Source organism: Roseomonas sp. KE2513 (genome assembly GCF_016107305.1).
Classification (GTDB): domain Bacteria; phylum Pseudomonadota; class Alphaproteobacteria; order Acetobacterales; family Acetobacteraceae; genus Roseomonas.
On record NZ_RCVR01000160.1, the window covers coordinates 1 to 908 of the forward strand.

Below are 908 nucleotides of genomic sequence, written 5' to 3' on the forward strand. Positions count from 1 at the left end.
AGAACCTATCCCACTAGACGCTGGCTGCGGGGCTTCCTAGCTCATCGTTCATGATGAGGAGATCTGTTCGGACGACGATGAAGCGGCGCGTCCGGGATGATGGCTGGCGCCTCCCCGACGCGCTCTGGGCTGAGATGGAGCCGCTGCTCCCGCCACGGCCGAGGCACCCGCTGGGCTGCCACAACCCGCGGGTGCCGGACCGGGCGGCGATGGACGCCATCTTTTTCGTGCTGCGCACGGGATGTCAGTGGAACGCGTTGCGGGAGACGACGCTCTGCTCGTCCTCCTCGGCGCACCGGCGCTTTCAGGAGTGGACAAAGGCCGGGGTGTTCGAGGCGTTCTGGCGCAAGGGGCTGCTGGCCTATGACGCGCTGCAGGGCATCGACTGGACGTGGCTGGCACTCGACGGCGCCATGGGCAAGGCGCCGCTGGGTGGGGGGAAAAACCGGGCCCAACCCAACGGATCGCGGCAAGCGCGGGGTCAAGCGTTCGGTGCTGACCGACGGACGCGGCGTGCCGCTCGGCACGGTGATCGAGGGGGCCAATCGCAACGACCACAAGCTGATGCGCCCCACGCTTGAGGCGGTCCCGATCAGGCGGCCCAGGCCAACGCGCCGCAACCCTCAGCACCTCTGCCTCGACAAAGGCTTCGACTATGACGAGCCCCGCGCCTTGGCCCAGGAGTTCGGCTTCACCCTGCACCTGCGAACACGTGGCGAGGAGGTCAGGGCCAAGCGACATGCCAGAGCCAAGGCCAGGCGCTGGGTGGTGGAGCGCACGCACTCCTGGCTGAACCGGTTCCGCTCCATCCTGATCCGATGGACCAAGAAGCCCGACAACTACCTCGCCCTGCTTCACCTCGCATGCGGCATCATCACATGGCGACACGCCCTACCGGGATAGGTTCT

1 protein-coding gene is annotated in these 908 nt (G+C 67.1%); it reads left to right on the forward strand.

The features are described 5' to 3' along the window. The first annotated feature begins 77 nt into the window (after nucleotides 1-77). Nucleotides 78-903, forward strand: a protein-coding gene (locus tag D9599_RS30730) for an IS5 family transposase (protein WP_198385133.1) whose coding sequence is annotated in 2 segments (ribosomal slippage) — nucleotides 78-434 and nucleotides 436-903 — 825 coding nt in all. Because the reading frame shifts where the segments join, the coding sequence is not laid out codon by codon here. Nucleotides 904-908 lie beyond the last annotated feature (5 nt).